Origin of the sequence: Zavarzinia sp. (assembly GCF_041650655.1) — a bacterium.
Lineage (GTDB): Bacteria > Pseudomonadota > Alphaproteobacteria > Zavarziniales > Zavarziniaceae > Zavarzinia.
Genome location: NZ_JBAZKR010000010.1, coordinates 37297 through 62835, shown reverse-complemented (window position 1 = coordinate 62835; position 25539 = coordinate 37297). Strand labels below are relative to the sequence as shown.

The following is a 25539-nucleotide window of genomic DNA, read 5'->3' as shown; positions in this document are numbered from 1 at the left end:
GGGCGACGGTTCGGTCCGCCACCGCCAGAGCGGCGCCGTCTGCCCGGCCGCCGTCGCCGGCCTGCGCCTCGCCCATCTGGCGATCTATCCGATGGCGACGAGCCGCGGCGGCGACGTCTCCTGCGGTTACGGCGGCTTCCCCCAAGGGGCGATCACACTTTACCTGGTCAAGCCGGGCGACTACCGGCCGCCGCTGAGCTTCCGCGAATATGCCGGCGAAGCACGCGCCGAAGTCCGCCTGGCCCATCCCGAAGCGACGCCCCTGCCGCCGCCCGACCCGCGCCATGCCCCGGGGCCCGACGGGCGCGACCACACGCCGTCCATCGATGCCTGGCGCCTGCCGGTCGACGGACAGTCCTATCTTTCCCTGCTCTATCTCGACGACGTGGCACCCTGGATCGTCATGGTGCGCGCGACCGGCGATGCCGACATCGGCACCGCCGCGGACGAGGCGTGGCGGGCGGCCCTGGCCGGCATCGGCCGCTAGAGCCTCGGCGGAATGAACGTCATTCCGCCGATGCTCTAACCTTTTGATTTGACGCATCTTCGGCGAACCGGATCCCACTTCGCCTGAAGATGCTCTAGCGAGGCGAGACCCATGTTCATCAATTTCTTCTACGAACTGAAGAACGCCAAGCTGCCGGTCACCCTGAAGGAATATCTCACCCTTCTCGAGGCGATGAAGGCCGGCGTCGCCTCCTACCGGGTCGACGATTTCTACTATCTGTCGCGCGCGACGCTGGTCAAAGACGAGCGCAATCTCGACAAGTTCGACAAGGTCTTCGGCACCGTCTTCAAGGGGATCGAGAGCCTGGCCGAGGACGGCACGGCCCAGATCCCCGAGGAATGGCTGAAGAAACTGGCCGAAAAGACCCTGACCGAAGAGGAAAAGGCGCTGATCGAATCCCTCGGCGGTTTCGAGAAGCTGATGGAGACCCTGAAGAAGCGCCTCGAAGAGCAGAAGGAACGCCATCAGGGCGGCAACAAGTGGATCGGCACCGCCGGCACCTCGCCCTTCGGCGCCTATGGCTACAACCCGGAAGGGGTCCGCATCGGCCAGGACAAGAGCCGGCACCAGCGCGCCGTCAAAGTGTGGGACAAGCGCGAGTTCAAGAACCTGGACGACCAGGTCGAACTCGGCACCCGCAACATCAAGGTGGCCCTGCGGCGCCTGCGCAAATTCGCCCGCGAAGGGGCGGAGGTCGAGCTGGACATGCCCGGCACCATCCGCTCGACCGCCAACAATGCGGGCTATCTCGACCTCAAGATGCGGCCGGAGCGCCACAACAAGGTGAAGGTCCTGCTGTTCCTCGACATCGGCGGCTCGATGGACAGCTATATCCGGCTCTGCGAAGAATTGTTCTCGGCGGCGCGGAGCGAATTCAAGCACCTCGAATATTTCTACTTCCACAACTGCCTCTACGAAAAAGTGTGGAAGGACAATGCAAGGCGCTTCGACGACACGCTGCCGACCTGGCAGGTGCTGCACACCTACGCCCACGACTACAAGGTGATCTTCGTCGGTGACGCCTCGATGAGCCCCTATGAGATCGCCTATCCCGGCGGCTCGGTCGAGCATTGGAACGAGGAATCGGGCGAGGCCTGGATGCGCCGCACGCTCGACGTCTATCCCCATGCCGTCTGGCTCAACCCGATCCCCGAAAGGCATTGGGACCACACGTCGTCGATCGGCATGATGCGCCAGTTGATGGGTGGCCGCATGTTCCCGCTGACGCTGGGCGGGCTCGACGCGGCGGCACGCGAATTGAACCGCTGAGGGGTGGCGTGGGGCAAGTGCCGCTCTCCCGCCCTTGCACTTTCTGCTAGGGTCCGCTTCCCCGAAATTCGGAGAATCGGCATGTCCCGCATCGCTTCGCTGGCCCTCGCCGGCGCCCTCGCCCTGACGCCCCTCGCTGCCCGCGCCGACGCCAAAGTGGAAGGCCAGTGGCACCTCGACGTGTCGGCCACCATCGCCGCGGTGAAGGCGACCGGCAAGGTGCCGGATCAGGACCTGGCCAAGATGCAGACCGACCTCGCCCAGGTCGGCAACAGCTTCTCCCTCACCTTCGCCGGTGCCAAGCTGCGCGCGGCGACCGGACAGGACGTGATCAATTGCGACTGGTCCTGGGGCAAGGACGGCGAAGTCCTGCCCAGCAAGTGCCTGGACCAGGCGGGCAAGGCCAATGACATGGATCCCGCCCACGAAGCGATCCGCCTGGTCGGCAGCAATCTGCACTTGATCGACAAGGACGCCGGCCTCGCCCTGGTGTTCCGCCGGGGTTGATGCCGGAAAGCAGATAACGCCGATCTGGTGACATCTGCTAGAATGTCGGCTTCTCGCCGGAGGACAGCATGTCGCGTCTCGCCCTGATCGTCGCCGCCCTCGCCTTCGCCGGGCAGGCCGTGGCCGCCACGCCCGGCCCGCACGGGCGTTACGGCCTCGACGTCGAGGCAACCTATGCCAATCTCGAGGCGATCAAGGCCGGTTCGCCCAAGGCCAAGGAACTGTTGCAGCAGACCAAGGACCTGCTGGTCTTCGAGTTCCAGGCCGACCGGGTGACCTTCCTGGTGCACGACAATGCCGGCAAGGAACAGTCGACCGGGACCTGCCGCTGGCGCCTGCAGCAGGACGCCGTGACCCTGGACCAGTGCCAGGCCGGTGGCGGGCCCTTCGCCTTCGACGGCAAGATGACCTATGACGCCGGGGGCGACATCCTCTCGGTCCAGGGCAAGGGTGCCCCCGCCGCCGCGGTCTACCGCCCGAAATAAGCAGATCTGGCATCTTATTTGCTGCACTTGCGTTATGGACAGTGCGGCGCAAACCTGATGGGGGAGCGCCGGGCGGTCCCGTTTTCGCTTACCTGTCAGCCTGCGAGGTGTCCCGATGGCCTATTCGATCGTCCTGGACGGCACGAAATGGGTGTTCCCGGACCTTCGAGACCTGCTCGCAAAGGCCACCCCCCGGCGCTCCGGCGACGAGCTGGCGGGCATTGCGGCGAGCAGTGCCGTGCACCGAATTGCGGCACAGATGGCGCTTGCTTCAGCACCGCTTGCCGATTTTCTGACCGCCACCTTCGTTCCCTACGAGACGGACGAGGTCACCCGCCTGATCGTCGACGGCCATGACCGGGCGGCCTTTGCCCCCGTCGCCTCGCTCACGGTCGGCGAATTCCGCGAATGGCTGCTCTCGCCCCTGGCGACGCCGGCCGCCCTGGCGGCGCTCCGCCCCGGCCTGACGCCCGAAATGGTGGCCGCGGTCTCCAAGATCATGCGGCTCCAGGACCTGATCCTGGTCGCCGCCAAATGCAGCGTGGTGACCGCCTTCCGCAACACGATCGGCCTGCCCGGCCGGTTGGCCACGCGCCTGCAACCGAACCACCCGACCGACGACGGCCGCGGTATCGCCGCCTCGATCGTCGACGGCTTGCTGCTCGGCGCCGGCGATGCCGTGATCGGGGTCAATCCCGCGACCGACGGGGTGCAGGACTATTGCCGCGTCGTCGGCCTGCTCGACGACATCCGCCAGCGCCTGGGTGCCCCGGTGCAGAGCTGCTGCCTCGGCCATGTCACCACCGCGATCAAGGCGATCGAGAAAGGCGCGCCGGTCGACCTCGTGTTCCAGTCGATCGCCGGCTCCGAAGCGGCCAACGGCGGCTTCGGCGTCAATCTCGGCGTCCTGGCCGAGGCGCATGACGCCGCCCTCTCCCTCGGCCGCGGCACGGTGGGGCGGAACGTCATGTATTTCGAGACGGGGCAGGGTTCCGCCCTCTCCGCCAATGCCCATCACGGCGTCGACCAGCAGACGATGGAAGCCCGCGCCTACGCCGTCGCGCGCAAGTTCGAGCCTTTGCTGGTCAATACGGTGGTCGGCTTCATCGGCCCCGAATATCTCTACAACGGCAAGGAGATCACAAGGGCGGGGCTGGAGGATCACTTCTGCGGCAAGCTCCTGGGCCTGCCGATGGGGGTCGACGTCTGCTACACCAACCATTGCGACGCCGACCAGGACGACATGGACGGGCTTCTCCTCCTCCTCGTCCATGCCGGGGTGAATTTCGTCATCACCGTGCCCGGCGCCGACGACGTGATGCTGAACTACCAGAGTCTGTCCTATCACGACGCCCTCTGCGCCCGCGAGATCAGCGGCAAGCGCCGCGCCCCGGAATTCGAGGCCTGGGCGGCCGAAGCCGGCCTGACCGACCGCGCCGGCTTCCTGCGGCCGGAGGCGGAAGCACTGTCGCGCGGCAGCGGACTCGGCGCCATCGCCAGCCGGCTGGAGGCCGCGGAATGAGCGAGAGCAAGCTGCCGGCTCCCCTCACCCCGCCCTCCGCCCCGGTCGCGGAACTGCGCCGCTTCACCGCCGCCCGGGTGGCGCTGGGCCGGGCCGGCTCGGGCCTGCCGACCGAAGCCCATCTCCGCTTCACCCTCGACCACGCCAGGGCGCGCGATGCCGTCTGGTCCGCGGTCGACCGCGCCGCCCTGATCGAGGGGCTGGCGGCCCGCGGCCTCGCCGTCGACGGCGTCGCCTCCCAGGCCGGCGACCGCGCCACCTATGTCCGCCGGCCGGACCTCGGCCGCCTGCTGGCGCCGGAAGACGCCAAGCGCCTGGCGATGCGGCCGGCCGCGCGGATCGCCCTGGTGGTCGCCGATGGCTTGTCGGCCGCGGCGGTCGACACCAATGCCCTGGCGGTGGTCGACGCGCTGGTGCCGCTGCTGGCCGAACACGATCTTGCGATCGACCATGCCGTGGTGGTGGACCAGGGACGGGTCGCGATCGGCGATCCCATCGGGGAAGCCCTGGCGGCCGAGCTGGTGATCGTGCTGATCGGCGAGCGGCCGGGCCTGTCGGCGGCGGATTCGCTCGGCTGCTACCTGACCTTCCGAGCAAGGCCCGGGATGCTGGATTCCGGGCGGAACTGCGTTTCCAACATCAGGGACGGCGGCCTGCCGCCCCGGGAAGCCGCCTTCAAGATCGCCTGGCTGGCGCGCGAGGCGTTGCGCCGGGAACTGTCGGGCATCGACCTCAAGGAGGAATCCGCCGCCGAGCTGGCAGCCCGGACGGCGGAATCCCTGGCGATCAGGCCCTGAGGCTCAGCGCGCGGTCCAGCCGCCGTCGATCGAGACCGCGGTGCCGGTGATCGAGAGGGCGGCATCCGAGGCCAGGAACACGGCCAGCGCCGCGATATGCTCGACCTCGACGAAACGCTTGCTCGGCTGCGAGGCCAGGATGATCTCGCGCACCACCCGGTCCTCGGGCATGTTGTTCACCCGCGCCTGATCGGCGATCTGGGCTTCGACCAGGGGCGTGCGCACGAAGCCGGGGCAGATCGCGTTGCAGGTGATGTGGGTTTCCGCGACCTCGAGGGCGACCGTCTTGGTCATGCCGACGACGCCGTGCTTGGCCGCCACATAGGCCGACTTATAGGGCGAGGCGACCAACCCGTGGGCCGAAGCGACATTGATGATGCGGCCCCAGTTCCGCTTCTTCATGCCCGGCAGGGCGGCGCGGATGGCGTGGAAGTTGGACACCATGTTGATCGCCACGATCTGGTCGAACTTGGCGATCGGGAATTCGTCGATCGGGCTGACGAGCTGGATGCCGGCATTGTTCACCAGGATGTCGACCGAGCCGAGCTTGGCTTCGCAGTCGGCCACCATGCCGGCGATCTCTTCCGGCTTGGTCATGTCGGCGGCGGAATAGATCGCCTTCACGCCGAACTGGGATTCCAGGCCGGCACGTTCCTTCTCGATGTCTTCCGGCTTGCCGAAGCCGTTGATCATCACGTTGACGCCGGCCTCGGCCAGGCCGCGGGCGATCCCGAGGCCGATGCCGCTGGTCGAACCGGTGATGATGGCGTTGCGCCCTTTCAGCATGAATCGATCTCCTTCTATGCCGCAGGACAGCATGGCGCGCGATCGCGGCGGTTTCGAGACCTAATCGCGGAATACCCCGGCCAACAATTCGTCGAGACGGGCTGATTCCGCGACGTCCAGCGCGATCTCCAGGACCTCGATCCCGGGCCGGAGCGACGGTGCCAGGCGGGCGAAATCCTTGGCCGTGGTGACCGGCACCGCGTGCTGCGCCGCGGCCGCCGCCAGCACGTCGCGGATCTCGTCCGGCGTATAGGCGTGATGGTCGGCGAAGTCGCGTGTCGCCATCACCGCGGCGCCCACTTCGGTCAGGCTGCGATAGAATTTGGCCGGGCGGCCGATCCCCGCGAAGGCAAAGACACGGCGCCCGGCGAAACGCTCGCCGTCCAGCGGGCGCACGGCCGCGTGAAGCACAGGCAGGCCGCCCGGATCGGGCAGTGACGCCGCCCCCTCGCCCGCGATCACGACCGCATCGGCACGGGCCCGGGCATCCGCCCAGGGCTCGCGCAGAGGGCCGGCGGGGATCACCCGCCCGTTGCCGAGGCCGGCGCCGGCATCCAGCACCAGAAAGGACAGGCTCTTCCGCAGGGACGGGTTCTGGAAGCCGTCGTCCATCACGATGACATCGGCGTCCGAAGCCGCGATGGCGCGTGCGCCGGCGGCGCGGTCGCGGGCGATCCAGGCCGGTGCCGCCCGGGCAAGCAGCAGGGGCTCGTCCCCCACCACCTCGGCCCCCTGGCCGTCGACGCGGAGCGGGCCCGCGGCACTGCCGCCGTGCCCGCGCGACAGGAAAGCCGGGCGGTGACCGGCCGCGATCAAGCGGCGGGCGATTTCGATCGCGAAGGGCGTCTTGCCCGTGCCGCCGGCCGTGACATTGCCGACGCAGATCACCGGAATGCCGGGATCGAAGCCCGGCCCGCGGGCGAGGCGCCGCCGCGTGGCATGGGTCCAGAGCGCCGAGACGGGGGTGAGCAGCCTGGCCGGCCAGCCGCCGTCGCCGGGACCGGCCCAGAAGTCAGGCGCCTTCATGACGCCTGACTTCTGGGCGCCTGAGCCCCGCCAGCAGGGGATCGAGGGCGGCGACCACGCGGTCCAGCACGCCGTCGCCCGCCGCCGCCACCGCGGCGGCCGCAGCGGCCCGGCGCTCCACCTCGGCCGCGTCGCCGAGCAGTCGGTCGAGGGCGGCGGCCAGCGCCGCTTCGTCCTCGACCTGGAGGATGGCGTCGCTCTGCTGGAGCAGCGCCGTCACCTCGGCGAAATTATGCATGTGCCTGCCGGCCAGAAGGGCGCAGCCGAGCCGCGCCGCTTCGAGCGGATTCTGCCCGCCGTGGGGGATCAGGCTGCCGCCGATGAAGACGATACCCGACAGGCGGTAGAACAAGCCGAGTTCGCCCAGCGTATCGGCGACATAGACGTCGGTTTCCGGCCGGATCGCCTCGCCCGCGCGGCGCCGGGCGACGGTGAGGCCCTGGCCCGCCAGGGCCGCCGCGATGTCTTCGCCACGTTCGGGATGGCGCGGCACGATCATGGTGAGCAGGCCGGGATGGCGCGCCTTCAGGGCGGCATGAACGTGGCCGGCCGCCACTTCCTCGCCCTTGTGGGTCGAGGCGGCGAGCCAGCGCGGCCGTTCCCCCACCTCGGCCGCCAAGCGGGCGAGCGCCGCCGTGTCGGCGCCCAGCGCCGGGGCTTCCAGCTTCAGATTGCCGAGACAGCGCACATCGGCGGCGCCGAGGGCGCGGAACCGCTCCCCGTCCACGGCCGACTGCGCGAGGACGAAGGAAAATGCCGCCATCAGCGGCCCGATCAGGCGCGGCCGCTTCTGCCAGCCGGCGAAGCTCGCCTCCGACATGCGGCCGTTGACCAGGACCATGGGCACGCCGCGCTTGGCCGTGTCGAGCGCCAGGTTGGGCCACAGCTCGCTCTCGACCCAGACCGCCAGATCGGGCCGCCAATGGTCGAGGAAGCGGCGCACCGCCGCCGGATGGTCGACCGGCACGAACTGATGGAAGGCCCCCGCAGGCAGCCGGGTCGCCATCAGCGCGGCCGAGGTGACCGTGCCCGTGGTCAGCATCACGGCAACCCCGCGGTCGACCAGGCGGCGGATCAGGCCGAGCACCGATTGCGCCTCGCCGACGCTGGCGCCATGGATCCAGACCAGCGGCCCCGCCGGCCGGCCCCGCCCGGCGTGGCCGAGCCGTTCGGGCAGGCGTGCCGCATCCTCCTTGCCGCGCCGGCGCCGGCGCTCCAGCAGCGGGCGGACCAGCGGCGTCGCCGCATAGGTGAGCAGGCGGTAGAGGCCGGGCGTCATCATCGCCGCCTCCCGCGGCCGGGCTCTTCCGGCTCGATCGGGGTCCGGCCCATGCGGCGGTCGGCCTCTGCGGTCAGGTCGTTTAAAGTGGTTTCGAGGCGGAGCCGCCAAGCCTCGAAGCCCGCCTCGTCCAGGTCGGGCGGCACCACCATGGGCTCGCCGACCAGATAGAGGCCGTGGTTGAAGGGGGTGGAGAGCAGGAAACGGTCCCAGCTCTTCAGAAAGGGGCCGCGGCGGGTCGAACAGGTGATCGGCACGATCGGCACACCGGTCGCCGAAGCCGCCGCCACCGCGCCGCCCTGGGCGCGCATGCGTGGCCCGCTCGGCCCGTCCGGGGTGAAGACAGCGATGCCCTTGGCCGCCACGACGTCGAGCAATTCGCGCATCGCCGCGACGCCGCCCCGCTTGGTCGAGCCGCGCACGGTCGACATGCCCAGATTCTCGATCGAGCGGGCAATCACCTCGCCGTCGCGATGGGTCGAGATCAGCACGTGGAAGCCCCGCAGGCGGCGCCAGCGAACCCGCGCCATCAAGAGCAACCGGCCGTGCCAGAAGCACACCACCAGGGGCTTCTGATTCTTCCAGGCGTCGAGCAGCAGGGCGAGACCCGGCCCGTCCTCCTCCATCCGGCTGGTCGCGCGGACAAAGCGGATATAGAGCCCAACGAGCCGCGGCAGCAGCCACTGCACGACGCCCGACTTGGCCAGCCGCTTGCCCAGCGGCACCTTCTTATTGCGCTTCGGCCTGGGCATAGAGCCGTGCATAGAGGCCACCCCGGGCCAGCAGTTCCTCGTGGGTGCCGCCTTCGACGATGCGGCCGCCTTCGACCACATAGATGCAGTCGGCATCGACGATGGTGGACAGGCGGTGCGCGATCACCAGGGTGGTGCGGCCCTTCATCAGGGTGCGCAGGGTCGACTGGATCGCCCGTTCGGACTCCGTGTCGAGAGCCGAGGTCGCCTCGTCCAGGAGCAGGATCTTGGCATCGCGCAGGAAGGCGCGGGCGATGCAGATGCGCTGGCGCTGCCCGCCGGAGAGTTTTACGCCGGATTCGCCGACCACGGTCTCGAAGCCCTGGGGCAGGCCGTTGATGAAGTCGAAGGCCGCCGCCGCCTTGGCCGCCGCCTCGACCTCGGCACGGGTCGCCCCCGGCCGGCCATAGCCGATGTTGGCCGCCACCGTGTCGTCGAACAGCGTCGCCTCCTGGGCGACCAGCGCCATGTTGCGGCGGAGCGAGACCATGGTGACGTCGCGGATGTCGGTGCCGTCGATCCGGATGGCGCCGCCCGCGGGGTCGTAGAAGCGCGGGATCAGGTTGATCGTGGTCGACTTGCCGCCCCCCGAGGGGCCTACGAGCGCGACCGTCTTGCCCGCCGGCACGGTGAAGGTGACACCCTTCAGGGCGGCCGTGCCGTCGTTATAGGTGAAATAGACGTCGTCGAAGGCGATCTCGCCGCGCTCGACCGCCAGGTCCTTCGCGTCCGGTGCATCGACCACCCGGGGCTTCACGTCCAGCATGGCGAAGACGCGCTCGGCCGCGGCCAAGCCTTCCTGCCAGGTGTTGTTCAGGGTCGAGAGGCTGCGCAACGGCTGATAGGCCATGATCATGGCGGCGATGAAACTGGTGAAGGCGCCGAAGCTCATCTCCGAGGTCTGCGCCTGCGACCCGGCATAGAGGATGATCCCGGCGATGGCGGCAGCCCCGACCGCGTCGTTGATCGGCACGGTGGCCGACTTGGTGCGCACGCCGCGCATCAGATGGCCCAGGCGGCGCTCGACCGAGGCGGTCACGGTGGCCACCTCGTCCGCCTCGCGGCCATAGGCCTTGACCAGGCGGGTACCGTCGAAACGCTCGGTCAGCAGGGAGGACAGGGTGCCGGTCTCGGCCTGGGCCTTGGTCGAGACCCGGCGGGTCTTCCGCCCGGCCTTGCGCATGACCAGCATGGCGATCGGAAAGCCGACCGAGGCCAGGATGGCGAGGCGCCAGTTCTGGTAATACATGACGCCGATCAGCATGACGACCGAGACGCTGTCGCGCAGCAGGCCGACGATCCCCTTCGACACCGCATCGGAGAGCAGGCCGGCGTCATAGAGGAAGGCCGAGAGCAGGCGGCCCGAATGGATGTCGTGGATCCAGGCCAGATCGGCGCGCATGAAGCGCTCGAACAGGCGGAGCTGGGTGTCGGCCACGATGCGCTGCCCGACATAGGACATCTGCACGCTCTGGATATAGTCGGCGATGGACTTGATGATCGCCGAGATGACCACCGCCGCCGGCACCACATAGAGCGCGGTCGGGTCGCGCTTCACGAAGATGTCGTTGATCGCGGGATCGAGCAGATAGGCGAGCGCCGCCGTCATGGCGGCGACGATCGCCATCATGATGCCGGCCAGCACGAGACGCCGGGCATGGGGCTTCACGGCGCTCGCGAGCAGCCGCTTGATGATGGAGGATGCGGCCTTGTCGGCGCCGATCGATGAGGCGGAGGTCGTGGTCAACTCGTAACTCGCATTCGGGCGCCGGACCCTAGCACGGTTGCGCCGACGGGCAAAACCGCCTTGGGGCGGCGTCCGGCGCAAGGCTAGAGTGGCGGCCATGGACAAGATTCTGGTCAGTGCCTGCCTGATGGGCGAGTCGGTCCGCCATGACGGCGGGCACCGCGGCTTGCGGCACCCTGCCCTCGAAATCTGGCGGGATCAGGGCCGGCTGGTCGTCCTCTGCCCGGAGGTCGCGGGCGGAATGCCGGTGCCACGCCCGCCGGCCGAGATTACGCCCGGCGGCGACGGCGGCGCCGTGCTGGCAGGGCGCGCCCGCGTCGTCGAAGCCGGCGGGCGCGACGTCACCGACGCCTTCCGCCTCGGCGCCGAAGCGGCACTCGACCTTGCGCGGGCGGAGGGCTGCCGCTTCGCCCTGCTGAAGCAGGGCAGCCCGTCCTGCGGCAGCGGCTTGATCCACGACGGCCGTTTCGCCGGCACCCTGCGCCTCGGCGACGGGGTCACCGCCGCCCTGCTGCGTGCCGCCGGCATCGCCGTCTTCGGCGAAGAACGGATCGATGAGCTGGCCGCAGCCCTGGCCCGCGAAGCCTGACGGCGCCTTGCCGGGGCCTGCCGCCGCCGCTATATGGAGGCGGCCAGGAAAAGAGGATCCATTGCTGAAGCGCAAGACGTTCAAGCGCCGCGCCCGCAAGGCGGGGGACAAGTTTCGCCGCGCGCGCGGCAACGGCTCCAGCCCCTGGCAGCGTTTCCTCGCCTGGTGCGAGGTGCTTTTCGTCGATCACGGCATCTTCCGCCTGCTGTTCTGGAACAAGCGCCGGGTTTCGCCCTCCATGTGGCGCGGCGCCCAGCCGACCTCCTGGCAGGTGCGCGGCCTGGCGCGCCAGGGCGTCAAGACGATCGTCAACCTGCGCGGCAAGCGCGACTGCGCCACCTATCTGTTCGAGCAGCGGGCAGCCCGGGAATCGGGCATCGCCCTGATCGACTTCGTCGCCACCTCGCGCGAGCCGCCGTCGCGCGCCACGCTGCACGCGGCGAAGCGCCTGTTCGAGACGATCCGCTACCCCGCCCTGATGCACTGCAAGTCGGGCGCGGACCGGGCCGGCATCATGTCCGCCCTCTATCTCTTCCTGCACGAAGGCCGCCCGGTCGAGGAGGCGAAGCGCCAGCTCTCGCTCAAATACGGCCATGTCCGCCAGGGCAAGACCGGCGTGCTGGACCGTTTCTTCGATGCCTATATCGAGGCGCGCGATGCCACCGGCATCGATTTCTGGACCTGGGTCGACACGGTCTACGATCCCGTCGCCATGAAGCGCGACTTCCACGCCGGCTTGATCGGCAATCTCATCGTCGACCGGATCCTGGGCCGGGAGTGAGGGCGGCGGCCACCCCCGCCAGCTTGTCCGGATTGACCATCATCAGCACCTGGGCGACGCAGTCGTCGCGGACCACCGGCACCAGGGCGAACCAGATGGCACCGTCGACCGTGGCCGCCAGGCCTGGATCGCCGTTCAGGACGAGGCGGGTGAAGCGCACCTCGCCCGTCACTTTGCGCGCGATCCCGGCGAAGAAGCGCAGGATCCGGTCGGCCCCGAAGATCGGGTTCAAGGCCGCCTTGCGCTTGCCGCCGCCGTCGGAATAGAGCACCGCCTCCGGGCCGAGCGTCGCCAGCAGGGCAGCGCCGTCCTGGCGCATCAGGGCATCGATGAAACGCCCGGCGACCGCATCGCGTGCCGCCTTGGGGGCATGGATCTCGGGACGCGCCGCCTTGAGCCGGGCGCGGCCGCGGCTGACCAGTTGGCGCACCGCCGCCTCGCTCTTGCCCAGGATGGCGGCGACCGCCCCGTGATCGTGGCCGAAGGCGTCGTGCAGCAGGAAGGCGGCCCGTTCGGCCGGCGGCAGGGCCTCCATCACCATGAGGAAGGCGAGCGAGAGATCGTCCGCCAGTTCGATGCGGGCAGCCGCCAGGCCGTCGTCCCCCGCCTCGTCCAGCAACGGCTCGGGCAGCCAGGGGCCGACATAGGCGGTGCGCTTGCGGCTGCGCAGGTGATCGATGGCGAGGCGGGTCAGCGCCGTCGTCGCCCAGGCGGCGACATTGCGGATCTCGCCCGCCGCCCCGGCGGCGTGGAAGCGGAGATAAGTCTCCTGCACCAGGTCCTCCGCCTCGGCCATGACCCCGGTCATGCGATAGGCGAGCCGGGTCAGGCGGCCCCGCTCAGCCTCGAAGGCGGCGGCATTCATAGCCGCCTCCGGATCGCGACGACAGCGAGCAGCAGGCAGAGCAGGGTCGGGCCATGCACGGGGCCGATGTCGGCCAGCGCCCGTCCCGGCGAGCAGCGCCCGGCAAAGGCATCGGTGACATGGACGAGACTATGCAGGCCGTGGAAAGCCGCCGCGACCAGGGAAGCCCCCGGCGCCAGCAAGGCCCAGCGGGCCGCCAGGCCGAGGCCGAGGCCGCTGGCCAGATAGGCGCCGCCGATGTCGCCGATGAAATGGCGGTTGGGCGGCCCGGTATCGATCACGCCCGGAATCGCCAGATACCAGTCGGCCGGGGCCGCCAGCATGAACAGCCCGTTGGCGGCGAAGCCGAGGCCCAGCACCAGGGCCGCGGTGCGCCACCAGGGCGGCAGGAAATAAGTGTCTCGGGTCATCGTCCGTCCCTCCACTGCCCTGACGACGACGGGAGGGACGGGATTGTGACATCTCCGGCGCGGTCACGCCACGCGGCGGCGCGCCTCGCGGTCGAGGGCGAAATCGACCGCCGCCCTGGCATGGAGGGCCGTCGAATCGAAGCCGGGGCACGGCAGGGCATCGGGGTCGAGCAGCAGGCAGATCTCGGTACAGCCGAGGACCACCGAATCCGCCCCCGCCGCAATGCCGCGCGCCACGATCTCGAGGAGTGCTGCCCGCGACTCGTCGCGGATCACGCCGCGGCAGAGCTCGTCGAAAATGACCGAATGCACCGTGCCGCGATCGGCTGCTTCCGGCACAAGGACTTCGATCCCGTGCAGCGCCCGCATCCGCTCGGCATAGAAACCGTGTTCCATCGTGTAGCGGGTCGCCAGCAGCAGGGGCCGCGTGCGGCCGGCGGCGGCGAGCGCCTTGCCGGTCTCGTCGATGATGTCGATCAGCGGCACGGCGACCGCGCCGGCCACGGCATCGGCGACCAGATGCATGGTGTTGGTGCAGATCAGCACGCAGTCCGCCCCGGCCTGCTCGAGCCCCGCGGCGGCACGGCCCAGCAGACGGCCCGCCTCGTCCCAGGCGTCGGCCTTCTGCAGCTTGACGACACTGTCGAAATCGACCGAATGGAGCAGGATCTCGGCCGAATGCAGGCCGCCCAGGCGCGCCCGCATCGCCTCGTTGATCTGGCGGTAGTAGACCGCCGTGCTCTCCCAGCTCATGCCGCCGATCAGGCCGATCGTCTTCATCGCATCGCTCCGTTCCATCCAGTGGCGCCCATCATGGCGCGGCATCGGCAGGAAGGGGGCGCAAATCACGGGACAATTTCCCGCAGCCGTGCAAAATTTTCCCACGTCTTGATCCAATGGCGCGAAGAATTCCCATGCTCGACGATCGCGACGCCAGGATCCTGGCCCTGCTCCAGGCCGACGCCGACCAGCCGATTTCGGCGATCGCCGAGGCCGTGCATCTCTCCACCTCCGCCTGTGCCCGGCGCATCGCCCGGCTCCGCGAGGAAGGCTATATCGAGAGACAGGTGGCGCTGCTGAACCGGCGCAAGATGAAGGTGCCGACCACCGTCTTCGTGGTGATCAAGACCGCGCATCATTCGGCCGACTGGGTGGAGAGCTTCCGCCGCGCCGTGGCCGACATCCCGGAAATCGTCGAGGTTCACCGCCTGACCGGCAATTTCGACTACATCCTGAAGATCGTGCTGCCCGACGTCGAACATTACGACGTCGTCTACAAGCGCTTGGTCGGGCGGATCGAGTTGTTCGACGTTTCCGCCTATATCTCGATGGAGACGGTGAAACAGGGCAGCGCCGTGCCCACAACCTATGCCTGACCGCCGATCAGGGTTTGGGCGACGTCGGGCGGCGGGTTGAATTCGGTCAGCTTTTCGAGCAGGCGGGCGTGCAGTTCCGGCCCGGCCGAGACGACGTTGCGATGGCGCGTGCCGGAGCGGTTGTAGAGGAAACCTTCGCCCATATGGGTGGTCGCCAATCCGCCCGCCTCGGCCACCAGGAGGTCGGCAGCGGCGAGGTCCCAGTCGCTCTTGCCGGTCAGGCTGACCGAGCCGTCATGGGTGCCGGCGGCGACCTGGGCCAGGGCATAGGCGATCGAATTGCCGGTCGCGATGTCGATCGGCGGCCACGGCGTCGGCCAGAATTTGGAGCGGAACATGTCGGCCGAGCCGATCAGCCGCGCCCCTTCGATCACGCCCCGCGGAGAGACGCGGATCGGGGCGCCGTTCAGCCGGGCACCGGCGCCGAGCTGCGCCGTGAAGAGTTCCCGTGTCACCGGATTCAGGATGACGCCGGCCCGGGGCCGCCCCTCCTGCACCACGGCGAGGGAGACGGAATAGAACGGGCGGCCCTTGATGAAGGCCCTGGTGCCGTCGATCGGGTCGACCACGAAGATGCGCCGCGTGGCGAGCCTGGCCGGATCGTCCGCCGTCTCTTCCGAAAGCCAGCCGTAATCGGACCGGGCCGCCATCAGCATGGCCTTCAGATGGGCGTCGACCGCGAGGTCGGCCTCGGTCACCGGACCCTGGTTGTCCGGCTTCTCCCAGGCGCGGAAACCCTTCGCCTGCCAGTCCAGGGCCATTGCGCCGGCGGATTCCGCCGCCGCCGCCAGAAGCTCGAGATCGCGCCTGTCGTCGCTCATGCGCCGGCGATGGTCATGCCCTCGACCCGCAGGGTGGGCGCATTGGTGCCGTAGCGGAAGACGAGGTCGTTCGCCGGCGTCAGGTTCAGGAACATGTCCTTCAGATTGCCGGCGATGGTGATCTCGCTGACCGGATAGGCGAGCTCGCCCTTCTCGATCCAGAAGCCGGCGGCACCCCGGCTGTAGTCGCCGGTGATGCCGTTGACGCCGGAGCCGATCAATTCCGTGACATAGAAGCCCGAATCGATGTCGGCCATCAACTCGGCCGGGCCGAGGCTGCCCGGTTCGAGATGGACATTGGCGGCCGAGGGGCTGGGCGGGCCCGAAGTGCCGCGGCTGGCATGACCGGTCGTGGTCAGGCCGAGCTGGCGGGCCGAGGCGCTGTCGAGCAGCCAGGTGGTGAGCCGGCCCTGGTCGATCAGCTTCCGGGTGGCACCGGCGACGCCTTCGCCGTCGAAGGGACGCGAGCGGAGACCCCGCTTGCGGAAGGGATCGTCGACGATGGTGATGTCCGCGCCGAAGATCTGCTCGCCCATGCGGTCCTTCAGGAAGGAGGTGCCGCGGGCGATGGCGGCACCATTGATGGCGCCCAGCAGGTGGCCGACCAGGGAGGACGAGATGCGCGGGTCGAAGACCACGGGCACCTTGGCCGTCTTGGCCTTGCGCGGCCCGAGGCGGCGCACCGCCTTCTCGCCCGCCCGCCGCCCGATGGTGGCGGCGTCTTCGAGATCGCTCGAGAAGCGCGCGGCGGCATGGTCGTAGTCGCGTTCCATGCCGGTGCCCGTGCCGGCCAGGACCGAGACGGAGACACTGCTCATCGAATTGCTGTATTCGCCGGCAAAGCCGCCCGAGGTGGCGAGGCCGATCCGGTTGGCGCCCCAGCTGGCACCCGCCCCTTCGGAATTGGTCACGCCGGGCACGGCGAGCGCTGCCGCCTCGGCCGCGGCGGCACGGTCGAACAGCACCTGGGGATCGGGCTCACCCGCTTCGGCGAGGTCGAGATCGGGCGGATGGCGTTCCAGGAGCGCCGGATCGGCGAGGCCGGCGAAACGATCGGGCGGCGCCACCCGCGCCATGCCCAGCGCCCGTTCGACCAGGCGGTCGAGGGCGGCCGAATCGATCTCGCTCGACGAGACGGTGGCCTGGGACTGGCCGACGAAGACGCGAATCCCGATGTCCCGCGTCTCCGACCGCTCGAGCTCCTCGAGCTTGCCGAGGCGCCAGGAGGCGCCCAGGGAAATCGCTTCGAAATACAGGGCGTCCGCGGCATCGGCACCGGCGCGGCGCGCCCTGGTCAGCAAATCGTCCAACAACGCGAGTGGTTCGGCCATTCTCTCTACCCGACAGGCATGCGTGCGCATCCTATAGGGACGGAAGGGCCGGCGTCACATGTTTTGGTCAACCGTGGCGGACCAGGCGCGGCCGGTCATGCCGGCTGCGCGGCAGACGGGCGTCGGCCCGCTCGCCCGCGGCGAGATAGAGCAGGCGTTTCAGCTCCTGCCGGCCACGGGTGACATTGTCCAGGATGAGGCCGGTCATCAGCGACAGCACCGAGAGCACCATGACGCCGACCGAGACGATCAGGGTCGGGAAGCGCGGCACCAGGCCGGTCTCGACATAGTCGATCATGACGGGGATGAAGAAGGCGACCGCCAGCAGGGCGAAGAAGCCGGCGAAACCGCCGAACAGGGCGAGCGGCTTTTCCAGCATGAGCAGGCGCAGGATCAGCTTCAGGATGCGGAAGCCGTCGCGATAGGTGCTGAGCTTCGACTGGGTACCTTCGACCCGGGCCGAATAGCGCGTCGGCATCTCGGCCGTGGCGAGGCGGAGTTCGAGCGTGTGGACCGTGATCTCGGTCTCGATCTCGAAACCGCCGGAGAGCGAGGGGAAGGCCTTCACGAAACGGCGCGAGAAGATGCGGTAGCCCGTCAGCATGTCGGTGAAGGTGCGGCCGAACAGCTTGGTCACCAGGGTGGTGAGCAGCCAGTTGCCGAAGCGATGGCCGCGGCGGTAGGCCTCGGGATCGTCGTCGACGCGGGTGCCGACCACCATGTCCAGATTCTCGTCGACCAGGCGGCGCACCAGGGCGGGGGCGGCACCGGCATCGTAAGTCCCATCGCCGTCGACCATGATGTAGATGTCGGCCTCGACGTCGGCGAACATGCGGCGCACCACGTTGCCCTTGCCGCGGTGGGTGACCTGGCGGACCACGGCGCCGGCGGCCCGCGCCACCGCCATTGTGTCGTCGGTCGACATGTTGTCGTAGACATAGACCGTGGCGCCCGGCAGCACGGCGTGGAAACTCTTCACCACCTGACCGATGGCGGCTGCCTCGTTCAGGCAGGGGATGATCACGGCGATCTCGCGCCCCTCACCGGCATTCAGGTCCATCGTCTCGTCCTCGGCTGCGGGGCCTCAGCCCTCGAGATCACATAACGCGAATCGGCCCCAGTTCGTTCCCGCCGGCTCGAAGCGATGGCGAACAGGCCGGCAAGCGCCGATCGAAAGACCCGGCGAGAAGGTGGCGAGTGCCGACGCCACCCTTTCGCGCTCGGTCGGATCGAACAGGATCAGGCGCGCCGGCCCGGCCTCGGCCAGGGCCCGGCGGATCTCGGCGGCATAGCCCGCCTTCTGTTCCGCCGGATCGATCCAGAAACCGTCGAAACGGAGAAAGCGCACACCTTCCGGAAAGGACGGGATCAGGAAGGCGGACGGGGTCAGCCCGGCCATCAGGACGACCGCCCGCTCCGGCTCGGCGATCGGCGGTGCCTCGACCCCGGCCAGGTCGGGGCCGAAGGGAACCCGCTCCGTCTCCGGCATGCGGGTGGTCACCAGAAGCACGGCCAGCATCAGAACGCCCGCGCCGAGCGCGGCGCGCCGCGCCGCCACCAGATGGGCGAGTGCCGCCGCCGCCAGCAGCGGTCCGAGCAGGGCGAAGCCCAGGGCATAGCGATAGATGGCGAAGAGCAGCGACCAGGGCACCAGCGTCGCCACCGTCACCAGGGCGAGCGTCGCCGCCGGCCCCCGCGGCAACCGGCCAAGCAGGCGCAGCCCCAGCAGGACCAGCGCGCCGCCATAGGCGAGCGGCAGGCGGAGATCGGTGAACACCGCCTCGGACGAAATGTGGTCGACCAGCCCGGCCAGGAAGGGCAATTGCACCCGGGGCCACGGCACCCCCTGGGTGAAGCCCGGATCGGCGAAGCGAAGCGGGGGCACATAGGGCGAGGCGAAAATGTCGTTGTAATAGGGCATCAGCGGATTGCCGAAGTCGGCAGCGAGCAGCGCCATCCAGAAGCCGCCGGTCAATGCCGTGCCGCCGATGCCGGCCGCCGCGAAGCCGAGGAAGTGGCGAAGCCCGCCGCGCCGGAACGCCCCGGCCGCGACCGTGAGGGTGAGGCCGACGACGAAGGGCGCCAGCACCGGCTTCAGCCCGAAGCCCGCGCCGGCCAGCAACCCGGCCGCGAGCGGCGAACCGCCGAGCAGGGCGGCGATCGACCCGAGCACGAAGAGGGAGAGGATATTGTCCCCCGCCGTCGCCCCGATCAGGCCGATGTTCATGGCAGCAGAGATACCGCCGAGCGCCAGCAGGGCCGCCCCGCTGCGCGGCAGCGCCGGCAGCACCCGGCGCCCGATCGCATAGAGCGGCAAGGCGTTGAGCCCCTGCACCAGGCCGAGGCCGACCGAACCCGCGAGCGGGCCGAAGGCGGTCACGGCCAGATAGAAGGGCAGGTCGACCAGCGGATTGTGGAAGCTCGGCCCCATGAAGGCGGGCAGCACGTCGAAGCCGAGCCTGCCGTGCAGCAGGGCATAGGGCACGTACCAATGATAATTGCGGAGGTCCCAGCCGCCGTCCTGGCCGAGCCAAGCCGCCGCCGCCCCGCTGCCCAGAATGCCGAGGGCGAGCAGCAACACGGCCGCGGCACGATCGAGCGTTTCGGCCGAAGAGGTCCGCGATGCGGGATTCATGGACGAAACACTCCGTAACCTCCGGCCGACTACCGGCGAATTATCTCATGAGGCCGGAAAATCCGCGCCTCCGTCGACGAAGAAGAACGCTGTCGCGACGACCGATGCAACCTACGTCTGGATGATCCAGGGGGAAGACATGAACAAGACCGGTTTCACTCTCGCCGCCGCCGCGGCCACCCTTTTCTCGGCCGGTGCCTTGATGCTGGCGCCGGTCGCCGCCTCGGCCGCCGACAGCGTGCATTGCGTCGGCGGCAATGCCTGCAAGGGCCAGAGCGCCTGCAAGTCGGGCAATCACGAATGCAAGGGCCTGAACGCCTGCAAGGGCCAGGGTTTCGTCATGACCCCGGACAAGGCGTCCTGCGAAGCGGCGGGCGGCCACGTCGGCTGATCGGCTGCGGATTTCGGGGCCGGCTGCGGCCGGCCCCCCACTTCGAAGGGGTACCATGATCCAGGGTTTCGGCCTCGGCCTTCGCACCGAGCATTACCGCGATCTCGACCAGGACGGGGTTGCCGTCGACTGGCTCGAAATCATTTCCGAGAATTTCATGGTCGACGGCGGCCGCCCGCTCGACTGGCTGGACCGGATGCGGGCGCGCTATCCGATGGTGATGCATGGCGTCTCGCTGTCGATCGGCGGCACCGATCCGTTGGACGAGACCTATCTCGACCGCCTGGCCGCCCTGGCCGAACGGGTGGAACCCGGCTGGATCTCCGACCACCTGTGCTGGACCGGGGCCGGCGGCATCAACCTCCACGACCTGCTGCCCCTGCCCTATACCGAAGAAGCGCTGGCCCATGTCGCCGCGCGCATCGGCCGGGTGCAGGACAAGCTGCGTCGCCCCCTGGTGATCGAGAATGTCTCGAGTTACATCAGCTACCGCGTCTCCGACCTCTCAGAAGCGCAGTTCCTGGCCGAACTGGTCGCCCGCAGCGGCTGCGAGCTGCTGCTCGACGTGAACAACGTCTATGTCAGCGCCTTCAACCACGGTTTCGACGCGCTCGCCTTCTTCGACACGCTGCCGCGCCGGGCGATCCGCCAGATCCATATGGCCGGACACAGCCACAACGGCAGCCACATCATCGACACCCACGACGCCCCGATCGCCGAAGATGTCTTCGCCCTCTATGCCGAGGCGCTGCGCCGCTTCGGCCCGGTGCCGACGATGATCGAGCGCGACGCCAATATCCCGCCGCTGGCCGAGCTCCTGACCGAGCTGGACCGGCTGCGTGCCACTGCCGAAATGGGGCTCGCCGCATGATCACCCTCGCCCAATTGCAGGACACCGTCGCGCGCGATCTCCTGGGCTCCCCCGGCCTGATCGAGCCCCTGATCCACGACGGGCCGCGGGCGGAAAAGACCGTGCTGGCCGACGCCTATCGCTATGCCTATGGCGCCCGCCTGGTCGAAGTCCTGGGCAACGATTTTCCGGCCACGGCTGCCCTGCTCGGCCCCGAGGGTTTCGAGGCGGCTGCGCGGGGTTACATCGCCCGCCACCCCTCGCGGCACTATTCGATCCGCTGGGCCGGGCGCGCCTTGGCCGCCGACCTGGCGGCGCAAGGCCTCGCCACGGCAGCCGATCTCGCCGCCTTCGAATGGGCCCTCGGCCTCGCCTTCGATGCCGCCGATCCCGGCACCGCCGCGGTCGAGACCCTGGCCGGCCTGGCGCCCGAGCAATGGGAGGGGTTGCGCCTCCTGCCCCATCCGAGCCTTCAGCGCCTCGACCTCGGCCATGCGGCGCATCTCGCCTGGGCCGGCTTCGATGCGACGGGTACCGTCGAGGCCCCTGCGGCCTTGGACGCGATCCTGCCCCTCGCGGTCTGGCGCGCCGGGCTCGACGTGCAATATCGCCCGCTGCAGCCGGACGAGGCGTGCCTGCTCGACGCCATGGCGGCGGGCACGCCCCTCGGCGCGGCGCTGGGCGAGACCGATCCTGCCCAGGCGGTCACCTTTCTGGCCGGCTGGTGTGCCGGCGGCCTGGTGGCGGCGCTGCTCTTCGACTGAGCGTTCAGGCCAAGCCTTCGGGCTTCGGACCGCCGGTCGCCCAGTCCAGCATCTCGACCGTGTGGAACACGGGCAGCGCGCCATGGCCGGCGATCTGCGTGAGGCAGCCGATGTTGCCGGCGACCACGACGCCCGCCCCGGTCGCCGCCAGGGCCGCCGCCTTGTCGCGGCCGAGGGGGGCGGACAGCTCCGGCTGGAGCATGTTGTAGGTCCCGGCCGAACCGCAGCAGAGATGGGCGTCCTTCGCCTCCCGCACGGTGAAGCCGGCCTTGGCGAGCAGGCGTTTCGGCGCCGAGACGCGCTGGCCGTGGCGAAGCGAGCAGGCGTCGTGATAGGCGATCGGCCGCCCGGCCGCGGCGCCCGTGGGGGCGAGCTCGACGCCGTCCAGCACCTCGGTCACGTCGCGCGCCAGCGCCGCGATCCGCGCCGCCGCCGCGGCCCGGACCGGATCGCCCTGCAAGAGGTGGCCGTAATCCTTGATCGTGGTGCCGCAGCCCGACGCGGTGACGATGACGGCGTCGAGCCCGTCCAGATGGGGCGCCAGGGCATCGACCAACAGCGCCGCCATGGCCCTGCCCTGCGCCTCCTTACCCATGTGCAACGGCAGCGCGCCGCAGCAGCCGGCGGAAGGCGGCACCACGACCTCGACGCCATGGCGGGTGAGCAGGCGGACGGCGGCGGCATCGACCGAAGGCCGCAGCACCGGCTGGACGCAACCGATGACCAGGGCCACGCGGGCCTTGCGCAGCCCTTCGGCGGCATGGACCTGGCCCGGCTTCACCAGGGTCGGCCCCGGCAGCCTGGCCGGCACCAGGGCGCCCAGGGCACCGAGCCGGCCCGGCAGGCGGCGCACGATCGGCCCGAACAGGAAGCCGGCCAGCAGGCTGGCGCGGAAGCGCCGCCGCCCGGGCAGGGCCAGGGCGATGGCGGCCCGGATCAGGCGGTCGAACAGGCTGCGCGGCGCCGTCGCCTCGACATGGGCCTTGCCGTATTCCACGAGATGGGCGTAGTCGACGCCCGAGGGGCAGGTCGACATGCAGTTGAGACAGCCGAGGCAGCGGTCGAGATGGTCGCGCACCACCTCGTCGGCCGGGCGGTCCGCCTCGAACATCTCCTTCATCAGGTAGATCCGGCCGCGCGGCCCGTCCAGTTCGTCCCCGGTCAGGAGATAGGTCGGGCAGGTCGCGGTGCAGAAGCCGCAATGCACGCATTTCCGCAGGATCTGGTCGATCTCGGCCAGTGTCGGGTCGGCGGCCAGGCGTTCCGGGGCGAAGTCGGTCCGCATGCGCTCAGCCGAGCTTGCCGGGATTGAGGATGCGGGCGGGATCGAAGGCGGCCCGAACCCGTTCCTCGATCGCGGCGCGGGCCGGATCGGCCGGCTCGAAGACGGGCACGCGGGCGCGGAGATCGGCATCGGCGCGGATCAGCGTGGCGCTGCCCCCCGCCGCCTTGGCCGCCGGCCGGATCACCGATGCCCCGGCATCGCCGCCCGCCGGTGCGGCGAGCCAGAGCCGGCCGCCCGCCCAATCGGCGAACCAGCGAAGCCCGGGCAGGCGCGCGGCCAGATCCTGCGCCAAGGCGCAGCCCGACGCCGGCGGCACGAACAGGCGCCACAACGGCCGCTCGCCCTCCGGCAGCAGGCCGGTGATGTCGCGGATCGCGGACCAGGTCTCGTCCGACGCCGCCCCTTCGATCGCCTCGACCGCCGCGGCCCCGCCGACCAGGTCCTGGAGATCGGCCAGGCGTTCCTCGAGCGCCGTCGCCGGCCCGTCGAAACGGACCAGCAGGGCCGAGCCGGCCAGGGGATGGCGCGCCCGCACCGCGACATCGGCCGGCAGATAGGCGATGGCGAGCGCCTCCAGCGGGCTGCCGGCGATCCGCTGCATGAGCTTGCCGGCGGCGGCGGGACCCAGATCGAGCAGGGCCGCCGTCACCGTGGCCGGCGCCGTGCCCGCGACGCGGAGCGTGAGGCGCGCCATCACCGCCAGCGTGCCGAAGGAACCGGCCAGCAGCTTGGGCAGGTCGTAACCCGTGACATTCTTCACCACGCGCCCGCCGGCCTTGAAGATCTCGCCCCGCCCGGTCACCGCCTCGACCCCCAGCAAATGATCGCGCGCAGCGCCTGCCCGCGGCCGTGCGGGACCGGAGAGATTGGCCGCGACGGCACCGCCGATGGTGCCCAGGCCCGCCGCCTCGCCATAGAGCGGGCCGAGGTCGGGTGGATCGAAGGCCAGGCACTGGCCGTTCCGGGCCAGTGCCGCCTGCACGGTGGCGAGCGGCGTGGCGGCGCCGAGCGTGATCACCTGTTCCGCCGGCTCGTAGGACTGGATCCCGGAAAAGGCGGAAAGCTCCAGCACCGCCTCGGCGGTGACGGGATGGCCGAAGCCCGCCTTGGTGCCCCCACCGACGACATGCAGGCGACGTGCCGCCGCAGCCGCTTCGGCGACGGCGGCGGCCAGATCCTCGATCGTGGTCGGGCGCAGGCGTTCCATCAGAACCTCGGCAGTTCGGGAAAGCGGAGCTTGCCGCCGGAGACATGCATCCGGCCGAGCTCGGCGCAGGCGTGGAGGACAGGAAAGACCTTGCCGGGATTGAGCAGGCCGGCCGGATCGAAGGCACATTTCAGGCGCTGCTGCACGGCGAGATCGGTCGGGTCGAACATCGTGCCCATCAGGTCGCGCTTCTCGATGCCGACGCCGTGTTCGCCGGTCAGCACGCCGCCCACCTCGACACAGGCACAGAGGATGTCGGCGCCAAAGGCTTCGGCCTTCTCGAGTTCGCCCGGGCGGTTGGCGTCATAGAGGATCAGCGGGTGCAGGTTGCCGTCGCCGGCATGGAAGACATTGGCGCAGCGAAGCCCGTATTTGGCCGAGAATTCGGTGATCCTGGTCAGCACTTCGGGCAGGCGGCCGCGCGGGATGGTGCCGTCCATGCAGAGATAGTCGGGCGAGATCCGGCCGACCGCGGGAAAGGCCGCCTTGCGCCCGGCCCAGAAGCCGAGCCTTTCGGCATCATCGCGCGTCCGCCGCAGGCTGGTGGCGCCGCCCTCGCGAAGCATGGCTTCGACCCGGTCCATCTGGGCCTCGACCTCGCCCGCCGGGCCGTCCAGCTCGACGATGAGCAGAGCCTCCGCCTCGCGCGGGTAGCCGGGATTGCAGAAATCCTCGGCCGCATTGATCGCCAGGCGGTCCATCATCTCGATGCCGCCGGGCACGATGCCGGCGGCGATGATCGCCGCGACCGCCGCCCCCGCCGCCTCGACCGTGGCGAAACCGGCGAGCAGCGCGCCGGCCCCTTGTGGCTTCGGCGTGATGCGCACGGTCACCTCGGTGACCACGCCGAGCAGACCTTCGGAGCCGGTGACGATGCCGAGCAGGTCGTAACCGCTGCCTTCCGGCGCCTTGCCGCCGAGGCGCAGCACCTCGCCCTCCATGGTGACCAGTTCGAGACCGAGGAGATTATGGGTGGTCAGGCCGTATTTCAGGCAATGCACGCCGCCCGAATTCTCCGCCACGTTGCCGCCGATGGTACAGGCGATCTGACTCGACGGATCGGGCGCGTAGAAGAAACCGTCAGCCTCCACCGCCTTGGTCAGGGCGAGATTGGTGACGCCGGGCTGCGTCACGATGCAGCGGTTGTCGAGGTCGATCTCGAGGATGCGGTTGAAGCGCGCCAGGCTCAGCACGACGCCGTCGGCCAGCGGCAGGGCGCCACCCGAAAGCGAGGTCCCGGCGCCGCGCGGCACGATCTTGACCGCCCGCTCGCGGCACAGGCGCAGCACGGCGGCGACCTCGGCCGTGGTGCGCGGCAGGACGACGGCCAGCGGGCGCTGGGCATAGGCGGTCAGGGCGTCGCATTCATAGGCGGCCACGGCACTGTCCGCCGCGATCACCGCATCGGCCGGCAACAGGCGGCGCAAGGCGGCGACCAGACCGTCGCGGCCTTCGATCACCGCCTGGTCCGGCAGCGGCATCCTCAAGGCCATGGCATCCCTCCTCCCGCCGTCAGGATGGCAGTTTGCGCCAGTGTTGCAAGCCCGCGACTCACC

General features: G+C 69.7%; 27 protein-coding genes. 12 read left to right on the top strand and 15 right to left on the bottom strand.

Translation table 11 applies throughout. From position 1 onward, the window contains the following. The 6 genes from WC493_RS03855 to eutC form a co-directional block, all read left to right on the top strand. A partial coding sequence (locus WC493_RS03855; RefSeq protein WP_373062699.1) for a hypothetical protein occupies positions 1 to 487 on the top strand: 487 nt, incomplete at its 5' end. 111 nt (positions 488 to 598) lie between these two features. Further along, positions 599 to 1777 (top strand): VWA domain-containing protein, encoded by a 1179-nt coding sequence (locus tag WC493_RS03850; RefSeq protein ID WP_373062697.1) that lies wholly within the window; start codon positions 599 to 601, stop codon positions 1775 to 1777. A gap of 81 nt (positions 1778 to 1858) precedes the next feature. After that, positions 1859 to 2284, top strand: a complete 426-nt coding sequence (locus WC493_RS03845) for a hypothetical protein (RefSeq protein ID WP_373062695.1) — start codon at positions 1859 to 1861, stop codon at positions 2282 to 2284. A 68-nt stretch (positions 2285 to 2352) separates the two neighbouring features. Continuing rightward, complete coding sequence (locus WC493_RS03840; RefSeq protein ID WP_373062693.1) at positions 2353 to 2769, top strand: hypothetical protein; 417 nt, start codon at positions 2353 to 2355, stop codon at positions 2767 to 2769. 115 nt (positions 2770 to 2884) lie between these two features. Continuing rightward, entirely contained in the window at positions 2885 to 4291 is a 1407-nt protein-coding gene (locus tag WC493_RS03835; protein ID WP_373062691.1) for an ethanolamine ammonia-lyase subunit EutB, read from the top strand. Continuing rightward, on the top strand, positions 4288 to 5088 hold the full coding sequence (gene eutC / locus WC493_RS03830) for an ethanolamine ammonia-lyase subunit EutC (RefSeq protein WP_373062689.1): 801 nt from the start codon (positions 4288 to 4290) through the stop codon (positions 5086 to 5088). Before WC493_RS03835 ends, eutC begins: the two co-directional genes overlap by 4 nt. A gap of 3 nt (positions 5089 to 5091) precedes the next feature. Here eutC and WC493_RS03825 read toward each other — a convergent pair whose 3' ends face one another. Genes WC493_RS03825 through WC493_RS03805 form a run of 5 tightly spaced genes read right to left on the bottom strand, consistent with a single transcriptional unit; the run spans position 5092 to position 10678 of the window. Continuing rightward, a complete protein-coding gene (locus WC493_RS03825; protein ID WP_373062687.1) occupies positions 5092 to 5874 on the bottom strand; it encodes a 3-hydroxybutyrate dehydrogenase in 783 nt (260 codons plus the stop codon). A 60-nt stretch (positions 5875 to 5934) separates the two neighbouring features. Beyond that, positions 5935 to 6900 carry a tetraacyldisaccharide 4'-kinase gene (lpxK, locus tag WC493_RS03820; RefSeq protein ID WP_373062685.1) on the bottom strand — a complete coding sequence of 322 codons (966 nt, stop codon included), beginning with the start codon at positions 6898 to 6900 and terminating at the stop codon, positions 5935 to 5937. Further along, positions 6887 to 8182 (bottom strand): 3-deoxy-D-manno-octulosonic acid transferase, encoded by a 1296-nt coding sequence (locus tag WC493_RS03815; protein ID WP_373062683.1) that lies wholly within the window; start codon positions 8180 to 8182, stop codon positions 6887 to 6889. The genes lpxK and WC493_RS03815 overlap by 14 nt, the downstream gene beginning before the upstream one ends. Next, a complete protein-coding gene (locus WC493_RS03810) occupies positions 8179 to 8931 on the bottom strand; it encodes a lysophospholipid acyltransferase family protein (RefSeq protein WP_373062681.1) in 753 nt (250 codons plus the stop codon). The genes WC493_RS03815 and WC493_RS03810 overlap by 4 nt, the downstream gene beginning before the upstream one ends. Beyond that, complete coding sequence (locus WC493_RS03805; protein WP_373062679.1) at positions 8909 to 10678, bottom strand: ABC transporter ATP-binding protein; 1770 nt, start codon at positions 10676 to 10678, stop codon at positions 8909 to 8911. Before WC493_RS03805 ends, WC493_RS03810 begins: the two co-directional genes overlap by 23 nt. 97 nt (positions 10679 to 10775) lie before the next feature. Here WC493_RS03805 and WC493_RS03800 point away from each other — a divergent pair, with 97 nt between their 5' ends. Both WC493_RS03800 and WC493_RS03795 read left to right on the top strand, forming a co-directional pair. Continuing rightward, positions 10776 to 11267 carry a DUF523 domain-containing protein gene (locus WC493_RS03800; RefSeq protein ID WP_373062677.1) on the top strand — a complete coding sequence of 164 codons (492 nt, stop codon included), beginning with the start codon at positions 10776 to 10778 and terminating at the stop codon, positions 11265 to 11267. 61 nt (positions 11268 to 11328) lie between these two features. Continuing rightward, on the top strand, positions 11329 to 12048 hold the full coding sequence (locus tag WC493_RS03795; RefSeq protein ID WP_373062675.1) for a tyrosine-protein phosphatase: 720 nt from the start codon (positions 11329 to 11331) through the stop codon (positions 12046 to 12048). On the opposite strand, the gene sigJ is transcribed toward WC493_RS03795, so the two are convergent. From sigJ to WC493_RS03780, 3 genes are all read right to left on the bottom strand, one after another. Continuing rightward, entirely contained in the window at positions 12017 to 12913 is an 897-nt protein-coding gene (sigJ, locus tag WC493_RS03790; protein ID WP_373062673.1) for an RNA polymerase sigma factor SigJ, read from the bottom strand. The genes WC493_RS03795 and sigJ overlap by 32 nt on opposite strands. Next, positions 12910 to 13323 (bottom strand): hypothetical protein, encoded by a 414-nt coding sequence (locus WC493_RS03785; RefSeq protein WP_373062671.1) that lies wholly within the window; start codon positions 13321 to 13323, stop codon positions 12910 to 12912. The genes sigJ and WC493_RS03785 overlap by 4 nt, the downstream gene beginning before the upstream one ends. Before the next feature lie 63 nt (positions 13324 to 13386). Beyond that, positions 13387 to 14172, bottom strand: coding sequence for an aspartate/glutamate racemase family protein (locus tag WC493_RS03780; RefSeq protein ID WP_373062669.1), 786 nt, complete (start codon positions 14170 to 14172; stop codon positions 13387 to 13389). Between the two features lie 65 nt (positions 14173 to 14237). Between WC493_RS03780 and WC493_RS03775 the strand changes: the two genes are divergently transcribed. Then, positions 14238 to 14699 (top strand): Lrp/AsnC family transcriptional regulator, encoded by a 462-nt coding sequence (locus tag WC493_RS03775; RefSeq protein ID WP_373062667.1) that lies wholly within the window; start codon positions 14238 to 14240, stop codon positions 14697 to 14699. Here WC493_RS03775 and WC493_RS03770 read toward each other — a convergent pair. The 4 genes from WC493_RS03770 to WC493_RS03755 all read right to left on the bottom strand — a co-directional run bounded on the left by WC493_RS03770 (position 14690) and on the right by WC493_RS03755 (position 19486). Then, positions 14690 to 15520 (bottom strand): inositol monophosphatase, encoded by an 831-nt coding sequence (locus WC493_RS03770; protein ID WP_373062665.1) that lies wholly within the window; start codon positions 15518 to 15520, stop codon positions 14690 to 14692. The two genes, WC493_RS03775 and WC493_RS03770, sit on opposite strands and share 10 nt — an antisense overlap. Beyond that, positions 15517 to 16851 (bottom strand): TldD/PmbA family protein, encoded by a 1335-nt coding sequence (locus tag WC493_RS03765; RefSeq protein WP_373062663.1) that lies wholly within the window; start codon positions 16849 to 16851, stop codon positions 15517 to 15519. Before WC493_RS03765 ends, WC493_RS03770 begins: the two co-directional genes overlap by 4 nt. 67 nt (positions 16852 to 16918) lie before the next feature. Further along, positions 16919 to 17911 carry a glycosyltransferase gene (locus WC493_RS03760; protein WP_373062661.1) on the bottom strand — a complete coding sequence of 331 codons (993 nt, stop codon included), beginning with the start codon at positions 17909 to 17911 and terminating at the stop codon, positions 16919 to 16921. A 24-nt stretch (positions 17912 to 17935) separates the two neighbouring features. Next, positions 17936 to 19486: a hypothetical protein gene (locus WC493_RS03755; protein WP_373062659.1), complete on the bottom strand. Its 1551-nt coding sequence runs from the start codon at positions 19484 to 19486 to the stop codon at positions 17936 to 17938. A 139-nt stretch (positions 19487 to 19625) separates the two neighbouring features. Here WC493_RS03755 and WC493_RS03750 point away from each other — a divergent pair, with 139 nt between their 5' ends. From WC493_RS03750 to WC493_RS03740, 3 genes are read left to right on the top strand one after another with little or no spacing between them, the layout of a single operon-like run. Further along, entirely contained in the window at positions 19626 to 19877 is a 252-nt protein-coding gene (locus tag WC493_RS03750; RefSeq protein ID WP_373062657.1) for a hypothetical protein, read from the top strand. Between the two features lie 55 nt (positions 19878 to 19932). Continuing rightward, positions 19933 to 20748, top strand: coding sequence for a DUF692 domain-containing protein (locus WC493_RS03745; protein ID WP_373062655.1), 816 nt, complete (start codon positions 19933 to 19935; stop codon positions 20746 to 20748). Then, positions 20745 to 21491, top strand: coding sequence for a putative DNA-binding domain-containing protein (locus tag WC493_RS03740; RefSeq protein WP_373062653.1), 747 nt, complete (start codon positions 20745 to 20747; stop codon positions 21489 to 21491). Before WC493_RS03745 ends, WC493_RS03740 begins: the two co-directional genes overlap by 4 nt. A gap of 4 nt (positions 21492 to 21495) precedes the next feature. Here the strand turns inward: WC493_RS03740 and glcF are convergent, their stop codons facing one another. Genes glcF through WC493_RS03725 form a run of 3 tightly spaced genes read right to left on the bottom strand, consistent with a single transcriptional unit; the run spans position 21496 to position 25470 of the window. After that, complete coding sequence (gene glcF, locus WC493_RS03735; RefSeq protein WP_373062651.1) at positions 21496 to 22776, bottom strand: glycolate oxidase subunit GlcF; 1281 nt, start codon at positions 22774 to 22776, stop codon at positions 21496 to 21498. 4 nt (positions 22777 to 22780) lie between these two features. Further along, on the bottom strand, positions 22781 to 23983 hold the full coding sequence (locus WC493_RS03730; protein WP_373062649.1) for an FAD-binding protein: 1203 nt from the start codon (positions 23981 to 23983) through the stop codon (positions 22781 to 22783). Next, positions 23983 to 25470: an FAD-linked oxidase C-terminal domain-containing protein gene (locus tag WC493_RS03725; protein WP_373062701.1), complete on the bottom strand. Its 1488-nt coding sequence runs from the start codon at positions 25468 to 25470 to the stop codon at positions 23983 to 23985. Before WC493_RS03725 ends, WC493_RS03730 begins: the two co-directional genes overlap by 1 nt. Between the last annotated feature and the right edge of the window lie 69 nt (positions 25471 to 25539).

Coding starts and splice junctions, on each gene's coding strand:
- WC493_RS03850 (WP_373062697.1), top strand. CDS start 599: ATGTTCATCAATTTCTTCTACGAACTGAAGAACGCCAAGCTGCCGGTC.
- WC493_RS03845 (WP_373062695.1), top strand. CDS start 1,859: ATGTCCCGCATCGCTTCGCTGGCCCTCGCCGGCGCCCTCGCCCTGACG.
- WC493_RS03840 (WP_373062693.1), top strand. CDS start 2,353: ATGTCGCGTCTCGCCCTGATCGTCGCCGCCCTCGCCTTCGCCGGGCAG.
- WC493_RS03835 (WP_373062691.1), top strand. CDS start 2,885: ATGGCCTATTCGATCGTCCTGGACGGCACGAAATGGGTGTTCCCGGAC.
- eutC (WP_373062689.1), top strand. CDS start 4,288: ATGAGCGAGAGCAAGCTGCCGGCTCCCCTCACCCCGCCCTCCGCCCCG.
- WC493_RS03825 (WP_373062687.1), bottom strand. CDS start 5,874: ATGCTGAAAGGGCGCAACGCCATCATCACCGGTTCGACCAGCGGCATC.
- lpxK (WP_373062685.1), bottom strand. CDS start 6,900: ATGAAGGCGCCTGACTTCTGGGCCGGTCCCGGCGACGGCGGCTGGCCG.
- WC493_RS03815 (WP_373062683.1), bottom strand. CDS start 8,182: ATGATGACGCCCGGCCTCTACCGCCTGCTCACCTATGCGGCGACGCCG.
- WC493_RS03810 (WP_373062681.1), bottom strand. CDS start 8,931: ATGCCCAGGCCGAAGCGCAATAAGAAGGTGCCGCTGGGCAAGCGGCTG.
- WC493_RS03800 (WP_373062677.1), top strand. CDS start 10,776: ATGGACAAGATTCTGGTCAGTGCCTGCCTGATGGGCGAGTCGGTCCGC.
- sigJ (WP_373062673.1), bottom strand. CDS start 12,913: ATGAATGCCGCCGCCTTCGAGGCTGAGCGGGGCCGCCTGACCCGGCTC.
- WC493_RS03785 (WP_373062671.1), bottom strand. CDS start 13,323: ATGACCCGAGACACTTATTTCCTGCCGCCCTGGTGGCGCACCGCGGCC.
- WC493_RS03775 (WP_373062667.1), top strand. CDS start 14,238: ATGCTCGACGATCGCGACGCCAGGATCCTGGCCCTGCTCCAGGCCGAC.
- WC493_RS03770 (WP_373062665.1), bottom strand. CDS start 15,520: ATGAGCGACGACAGGCGCGATCTCGAGCTTCTGGCGGCGGCGGCGGAA.
- WC493_RS03765 (WP_373062663.1), bottom strand. CDS start 16,851: ATGGCCGAACCACTCGCGTTGTTGGACGATTTGCTGACCAGGGCGCGC.
- WC493_RS03760 (WP_373062661.1), bottom strand. CDS start 17,911: ATGGACCTGAATGCCGGTGAGGGGCGCGAGATCGCCGTGATCATCCCC.
- WC493_RS03755 (WP_373062659.1), bottom strand. CDS start 19,486: ATGAATCCCGCATCGCGGACCTCTTCGGCCGAAACGCTCGATCGTGCC.
- WC493_RS03750 (WP_373062657.1), top strand. CDS start 19,626: ATGAACAAGACCGGTTTCACTCTCGCCGCCGCCGCGGCCACCCTTTTC.
- WC493_RS03745 (WP_373062655.1), top strand. CDS start 19,933: ATGATCCAGGGTTTCGGCCTCGGCCTTCGCACCGAGCATTACCGCGAT.
- WC493_RS03740 (WP_373062653.1), top strand. CDS start 20,745: ATGATCACCCTCGCCCAATTGCAGGACACCGTCGCGCGCGATCTCCTG.
- glcF (WP_373062651.1), bottom strand. CDS start 22,776: ATGCGGACCGACTTCGCCCCGGAACGCCTGGCCGCCGACCCGACACTG.
- WC493_RS03730 (WP_373062649.1), bottom strand. CDS start 23,983: ATGGAACGCCTGCGCCCGACCACGATCGAGGATCTGGCCGCCGCCGTC.